Genomic DNA, 7,576 nt, shown 5'->3' with positions numbered 1-7,576 from the left:
CCGCTTGAGCATTACCGTCTTTAACTTACCAATTTCGGACATTACGTGAATCGGACTTGTCATGTTTATTTCCTCCCATCACTTAAGTACGAGTTCATCATACCTCCTGTTGAAAGCGGTTTCTTATATTTCTTCGCATTTAGAATGTGAAAGATCATACATTTTGAGTTGGCACTTGAATATGGCAAAATATATATACATCTAAAATGTATATCCAAGACATTAAATGAAAATATCCCTTAAAAATTGCATAAAATTAGATTATGATTTTTTGATTAGAAAATCTATTCTCAAAATATTGTACGCTAAGTTTTCAAATTCAACAAAAAAGATAGACGCCTCAAGAATCAGATCGATTCTTGAGGCGTCTATCGGCGTGCCCAATAGATTTATTAAACACCTGAAATTAATACTTCTAATACCAACAGTATCCCACCAAAGGTGAGAACAAATACGACTACCGGCCAAACAAATCTAAACCAGTGAGAATATTTCATATCCAACATCTGCAAGGTTGCCATAACCAAACCAGTTGGCGCTAAGAATAGCATGGCATATTGTCCAAATTGATAAGCCGTTACGACGGCAAACCGTGGAATGTTGACGGTATCCGCTAATGGTGCGAAGATTGGCATTGCCAACACAGCCAATCCAGATGAAGATGGCACAATGAAACCTAGTATAAAGAATATAAACATCAAGACGAGAATAAAGATTGGACCACTCACATGAGCAACTAGCGACGAGAAGTATTGTAAAATCGTATCGGAAATTAGACCCTCGTTCATAACTAAATTGATTCCCCGGGCTAACCCAATGATTAATGAAACACCTACTAAGCTCGATGCACCTGCAACAAAGGCATCAACCACCCCTTTTTCTCCTAAGCCATTAGGACCCGTTGCTGTTAAAAACATAATAATAATAGCAAACACCAAGAATGACGAGGCCATGGTTGGGAACCACCAGCCTTGTGACATAACTCCCCAAACCATAATTGGGAAGGTCACAACGAATAATGTTAAAATCAATTTCTTTCGCATGGAGAAACCGGTCTTAATTTGATCGTTCGTAGAAGCTACTGACCACATATGATTAAACGATTCACGATCCTCATACGTGTATGAAAAAGTTGGTTGATTTTTTACCTTTTTGCTATACCAATACAGGTAGAAGATGAGGAAGGTAGCTGCCACTACTAAACCAATGATCCGCCAAACAATGCCTTGTGTAAAATCAATTCCGGCCGCATTGGATGCAATGACCGCAGAGAAGGGGTTAATCGTCGAAAATGCTGTCCCCACTGAACTTGCCAAGAAAATTGCTCCGACACAGACGATCGAATCATAACCCATCGCAATGAAGATTGGCACTAAAATGGGATAAAATGCCACTGCCTCTTCTTCAATCCCACACAGGGTTCCCCCAAGCACCATCAATATGGCTACCAAAAAAATTAAAAGAAATTCATGGCCTTTCGTCTTTTTTGTCAAGGCCATTAGTCCTGACTCAAAGGCCCCACTAGCTTTAACGACCCCGATCAGGCCACCTAAGACAAAGATGAAGACCATAATGTCAACCGCTTCAATGGTCCCACGCACCATACTCCCAGTTACTGCCCATAAACTAGCTGGCCGTTGCTTCAAACGTTGATACGTATTAGGAATAGAAACGGCTTCAGAAATTCCACCCGACGTAAATTGTTCAATATTAATTTTAACGCCAAGCCGATCTAATTCCTTCTGCGTAGCTGGAACCCGAGTTGTTTTGCCAGTAGGATTCTTAATTTGTAAACTAGTTGTCGACTGATTGTACGTCAACTTTGCATAACTTCCAGCCGGAATGATCCAAGTAGCCATAACTGCTAAGATTGTCAAAATAAATAAGATCACAAATGCACCCGGCATTTTAAGCTTAAATCTTCTTTTTGGTGGTTGAACTTCAGCATTCGCCATTGTATATTCTCCTTTCGTTATTTACAATACCCAGTATAGAAAGCGTTTTCGTAAAACTTCAAATTGCTTCAAAGTTGATTTAAAAATTAGGAGGTGGCCTATGTTCAAGCCTACACGTTTTATTAGTCGCAAACGTTCTCAGCGTATTTTGTTAGCGGCCACTTGTATTGCATTAGCTTCTCAAGTGAACTTTCAAACTTACACGCCCGGATTCATCTTAACGCTGTCGGTTTTTCTGTTGCCGATTTTTCTCTACTTCAATGGCGACCTTAATCCGATTCAATTAACTGGTGCCATTGCATTAGCCTCACCAATTTTCCGCGGTGTCTTACTGTTCATTAGCCACGATGCCAGCTGGACAAACATTGCCCAATTCATCGTAACCGACATGGCTTTCTACTTATGCTATGGCATTTTGTATGATCTACTCTACTGGCGACGTGGTCAACGAAATAATAGTTCCTTTTTCTTCACCATTCTGTTGTGTGACTACTTAGCAAACCTACTAGAAGTTAGCCTGTTAACTGGATTTAGCCATTATAGCTATCAGTTATTTCAACTCCTATTCATCACCGCTTTAGTTCGCAGTCTTACCAGTTGTTTGTTAGCATTCCTATACCACTACTTCACCCTCATGATGCGTGCAGAAAATCACGAGCAACGCTATTATCATTTCATCTGGGTGGCTTCATCCGTAAAAAGTGATGTTTATTTTATGCAAAAAAACATTAGTGAGATTGAAAATGTCATGAAAAATGCCTATCAATTAAATCAAAGCTTACAAAGTTCAGCAAGCTCACCCCAAAACCAGGCCATGGCACTAAGTATCGCCAGAGATGTCCATGAGATAAAAAAAGACTATCAAAATGTCATGCGTGGTCTCGGTGACTACTTTGATGACGGTCAAAATGGCCCCATGCAGCTTGCCGATATTTTGAAAGTCACGCTCACTTACATTCGTTCCGCAATCCGGGAAAAACACCAGGACGTTATCATTGACGTCCATAGCGATGTTGATCTCGTCATTCCAAATCATTATTACGTTGTTTCAATCCTATCAAACTTAATCTTTAATAGTGTTGATGCACTTGCCGGACAGCCGCATGGCCTCATTCACGTTACAGTTGCTGATAATGATACAACTATTCTGCTTAATGTTAGCGATAATGGCAGTGGTATCCCTCCGGAAACTTTAGCTTTAATCTTTCATCCTGGATTTACAACTAAATTCAATGAAGCTACGGGTGATGTCTACCGTGGCATTGGCCTCTCACATGTTCAAAACATCGTTCAGGATATCTTTAATGGACACATCCAAGTCTCGTCCATCCCTCATCAAGAAACCAATTTTCAAGTAACCCTCAGTAAACAACGTCTTAGTCAGGAGGTGTCTGCATGAATTTCTATATCATTGATGATGATCCGGCCATCCCACTTGTTCTACAGCAAATTCTCGAAAAAGAGGCTACTAACACCGTTGTGGGAATTGCCCACACTGCTCAGCAAGCCTTACACGATCTACTCTTCATGCATGTTGATATTATTTTAATCGATTTATTACTGCCTGATCTATCCGGTATCAATCTTGTTCAGCAACTCAAGGCCCGAAATACGCAATCACGCTTCATCATGATTTCTCAAGTTCGTGACGCCGATCTCCGTGCGGAAGCTTACCAGGCTGGCATTGAGTTTTTTATTGATAAACCCATCAACGTTATTGAAGTCAAAATGGTCGTCGAAAAGGTCGCGCAAAGTATTCAGATGACTCGTCAACTCACGGATATCCAATCATTAGTTGATGGCCATTTGCCCGCCCAACCTCTACCGGTTAATCCCCATCAAGATGAAAAAGATCGTATTCTTTCAATACTTAAAATTCTGGGGATCTCTTCAGAAGCCGGTTCCGCCGATATTCTGTCCGTTTGCCAATTAATGTTGGACCAACAGCTTAGCTTTCGCGAAATTGACTTTCATCAAGCCTATCACATCACCGATCACGAGAAGAAGATCATGTTTCAACGCATTCGGCGGGCAATTAAAGTTGGTCTCACTAACTTCGCTCATCTTTGTATGGACAATATGGGCGATGAAATTATTGTGGAACGAGCGAACCTGCTCTTTGAATATAAGAACGTTCGCAATGAGATGTTATATCTTGAGGGCACTCGACAAACTGGTGGTAAAACATCACTCCAACATTTTTTTGACGGATTAGTTCAAACTTAGGACTAATCACTTTCTCAGTTATCAGCATAACTCATGCAATTTTAATCACAATCTTGTATAATCAAACCGCTTTCATATATTTATTTAAGGAGTGATGATTATGCAAGAACCTTCAGCCAAGCCGAAGCGTCGCTTTAAGATGCCCTCGGCCTACACCATTCTATTTTTCATCATCATTATTATTGCTATTTTAACTTGGATTATTCCCGCAGGTCAGTACTCTACTGACAAAGCCGGTAATATCATTGCCCACACGTACCGTGCGGTAAAAGCTAATCCTCAAGGGATTTGGGACGTCTTCATGTCGCCAATTGTCGGCATGGTTGGTAATGACAAGACCTCTGGCGCTATCGATGTTTCGTTATTTATCTTAGTCATTGGTGGATTCTTAGGAGTCGTCAACCGAACCAAGGCGCTCGATGATGGTATCGCAACTATCGTTCGCCGTTTCAAAGGCAAAGAAAAGTGGTTAATTCCGATTCTCATGATTCTCTTTGCTGCTGGTGGAACTAGTTATGGTATGTCTGAAGAAACCATTGCTTTTTACCCCTTACTGATTCCAGTCATGATCGGTGTTGGTTTTGACTCATTGGTTGCAATTGGTATCGCACTAATTGGTTCACAGGTCGGCTGCCTGGCCTCTACAGTTAATCCATTTGCAACAGGTGTCGCCTCACAATCCTTGAACCTAACTCCTGGTGACGGCATTGGCTCACGTGCCTTACTGTTAGTCTTAACCACTGCTCTCAGTATTTGGTACGTTTATCACTATGCCGCCAAAATTGAAAAAGATCCGACGAAGTCTTACCTCTATGAACAGCGTGACGAAGACCGCGCACGATTCTTAGTCTCGACAGACGCTGATCAAGGAGAAATGACTGGTCGTCAAAAGAGTGTATTGTCGCTCTTCGGGTTAACATTTGTTTTGATGATTATGGGGCTGATTCCTTGGGATCAGATTAACTCACATTGGACTTTCTTCACCACCTTTACTAAGTGGCTAACCGGAATTCCATTTTTAGGCAATCTCCTGGGCTCCGACATCGCCCCAATGGGGACTTGGTATTTCTCCGAAATCACGATGCTCTTCTTATTTATGTCAGTCGTCATTATGTTTGTCTTCAAAATGAAAGAAAGTGACTTCATTGAATCCTTCTTCAGTGGCATGAACGACTTCATTGGTGTAGCCATTATTGTCGCCGTTGCCCGTGGTATTCAAGTTGTCATGAATGACGGGAATATTTCTGCTACTGTGCTACACTGGGGCGAAACAGGTTTATCCAGTATGAGTTCCGCTTTCTTCATCATTCTAACGTACATCTTCTACATTCCGATGTCATTCTTAATTCCATCCACATCCGGTCTAGCCGCCGCTACGATGGGAATTATTGGACCAATTGGAAAGTTCGCCGGTGTTGCACCTAGTCTCGTGATCACGGCTTATCAAGCCGCCTCTGGCTGGGTCAACTTGATTACACCAACCTCCGGCGTAGTCATGGGGGCTTTGGCAATTGCTCACGTCAACATCAATGTTTGGTGGAAATTTATTGCCAAGCTCATGATCTATCTGTTTATTTTAACCTGTGTATTCTTAGGTATTATGGCCATACTCTAGTATTTAATTAAGGGAGGAACCTCTTTATGGATAAAATCGTTACGGAAGTTGAACAAGATGCAGCAGTTGCTGCTTTGAAGCGTCTTATCAGTCACCCCTCTTACACCACGACGGCGGCCCCTGGTGCGCCATTTGGTCAAGATATTCGGTTAGCCTTAGATGAAGTTCTCGCAATTTGCCATGAAATGGGCTATCACACATACGAAGACCCTGATGGCTACTATGGTTATGCCGAAACGGGTGATGGTGACGAAACATTTGGCATTATCGGTCACGTTGATGTTGTCCCCGCTGGTGATTCCAGTGATTGGGACTCCGATCCTTACACCGGAGTTGTCCGTGATGGTGCTATCTTTGGGCGCGGCTCTCAGGACGATAAGGGCCCTTCTATTGCGGCGATCTTTGCGGTAAAGGCTTTGGAAAATCGCGGTTATCATTTCAATAAAAAAATTCGATTTATCTTTGGTACTGACGAGGAAACTTTGTGGCGTGGAATCGCTAAATATAACGAAAAAGAAGCGCCTATCGATCTCGGTATCGCTCCCGATGCTGAGTTTCCACTAATTTACGCGGAAAAGGGCTTACAACAATCGTACTTAGTGGGCCCTGGTAGCGATAGCTTACAGTTAAACCTGGTAAATGCCTTCAATGCTGTTCCGGCTAAAGCCCCTTATGATGGTCCCAAACAGGCCGAGGTTCAGGCTGCATTGGATCGTCATGGATTTGCCTATGAAAAGACCTCGACGGGATTGGTCGTTACTGGTAAATCCGTTCATGCTATGCTGGCACCGCAAGGAACTAATGCTGTTCTTCGCTTGGCCATCGCTCTCGATGACGTCTTTCCTATGCCGGTATTAGACTTTGTTGGCAAGTGCTTCAAAGAAGATGCCACGGGCGCTAACCTATTGGGTGATGTCAGTGACGAACAATCAGGCCATTTAACCTTTAATATTTCAAGCCTGACCATTACTCCAACCGAATCACGTATGCAAATTGATATGCGGATTCCCGTCACAATCGACCATGATCAACTCATCAATCAAGTTTCGACAGCCGTTAAGCCTTTTGGTTTAACTTATGAAAACTTTGACTACGTTGCCCCGCTCTACGTACCAACCGATAGTGATTTAGTTAAAACTCTGATGAGCACCTACCACGACCTGACTGGCGACGATACCCAACCCCAAATTTCAGGTGGCGCTACCTTTGCTCGCACGATGCACAACTGTGTTGCCTTTGGCGCGATGCTCCCGGGAACTCCCGACTTCATGCATCAGGTCAATGAAAATTGGGAACTCAGTCGCATGTATAAAGCGATGGATATTTACGCCGAAGCTATTCGGCGGCTTTGTACAGATTAAGACTATCTAATGTAATCAAAAAGCTTCAGCCATCTTGGGCCGAAGCTTTTTGATTACACCGATATTTTTACCGTGACTGTCGCTTGGCCTCACGATGCATGAGCCCACTTGTTATCGACAGCACAATCGCACTGGCTAAGGTCCATCCCAGCAATCCCTGCGGTCGATTATAAGCATAAATCGGCGCTAATTGTAATAAGTGATGTTGCCGTGCTGCCACAACAATTATCACCACAATCGCTATCCAACAAATCCCCGTTAATCCATAAATCCCCTTACGCATGGTTTCATGCCACCTACTTTCCATGTTCATCATACACCACCAGCCCGCTTGTGCGATCGCCGTTATCCAAAGATACTGCTAGCATCCCCTGCTTTTCACAATCACCCTGCTCAAAATTTGCTATAATGAAAGTCAT

6 protein-coding genes are annotated in these 7,576 nt (G+C 42.7%); 4 read left to right on the top strand and 2 right to left on the bottom strand.

Going from position 1 to position 7,576, the window contains the following annotated elements; all coding sequences use genetic code 11:
- Positions 1-392: 392 nt before the first annotated feature.
- Positions 393-1,955, bottom strand: coding sequence for a YfcC family protein (locus FC61_RS07985; RefSeq protein ID WP_021741053.1), 1,563 nt, complete (start codon positions 1,953-1,955; stop codon positions 393-395).
- 100 nt (positions 1,956-2,055) lie between these two features.
- Here FC61_RS07985 and FC61_RS07980 point away from each other — a divergent pair, with 100 nt between their 5' ends.
- The 4 genes from FC61_RS07980 (at position 2,056) to FC61_RS07965 (ending at position 7,157) form a co-directional block, all read left to right on the top strand.
- The gene (locus FC61_RS07980; RefSeq protein ID WP_021741054.1) at positions 2,056-3,354 is read left to right on the top strand and encodes a sensor histidine kinase; all 1,299 of its coding nucleotides are present in this window, start codon (positions 2,056-2,058) and stop codon (positions 3,352-3,354) included.
- Positions 3,351-4,181 (top strand): DNA-binding domain-containing protein, encoded by an 831-nt coding sequence (locus FC61_RS07975; RefSeq protein WP_021741055.1) that lies wholly within the window; start codon positions 3,351-3,353, stop codon positions 4,179-4,181. The genes FC61_RS07980 and FC61_RS07975 overlap by 4 nt, the downstream gene beginning before the upstream one ends.
- Positions 4,182-4,281: 100 nt before the next feature.
- Positions 4,282-5,796, top strand: coding sequence for a YfcC family protein (locus FC61_RS07970; RefSeq protein ID WP_011668708.1), 1,515 nt, complete (start codon positions 4,282-4,284; stop codon positions 5,794-5,796).
- 26 nt (positions 5,797-5,822) lie between these two features.
- Complete coding sequence (locus tag FC61_RS07965; protein WP_021741057.1) at positions 5,823-7,157, top strand: dipeptidase; 1,335 nt, start codon at positions 5,823-5,825, stop codon at positions 7,155-7,157.
- A gap of 67 nt (positions 7,158-7,224) precedes the next feature.
- Here the strand turns inward: FC61_RS07965 and FC61_RS07960 are convergent, their stop codons facing one another.
- Complete coding sequence (locus FC61_RS07960; protein WP_021741058.1) at positions 7,225-7,464, bottom strand: hypothetical protein; 240 nt, start codon at positions 7,462-7,464, stop codon at positions 7,225-7,227.
- Positions 7,465-7,576: the final 112 nt, after the last annotated feature.

The sequence above is a fragment of the Levilactobacillus brevis ATCC 14869 = DSM 20054 genome (genome assembly GCF_001433855.1).
Taxonomy (GTDB): domain Bacteria; phylum Bacillota; class Bacilli; order Lactobacillales; family Lactobacillaceae; genus Levilactobacillus; species Levilactobacillus brevis.
The sequence above is the reverse complement of the archived record's forward strand: the minus strand, read 5'-3'. Positions and strand labels throughout refer to the sequence as shown.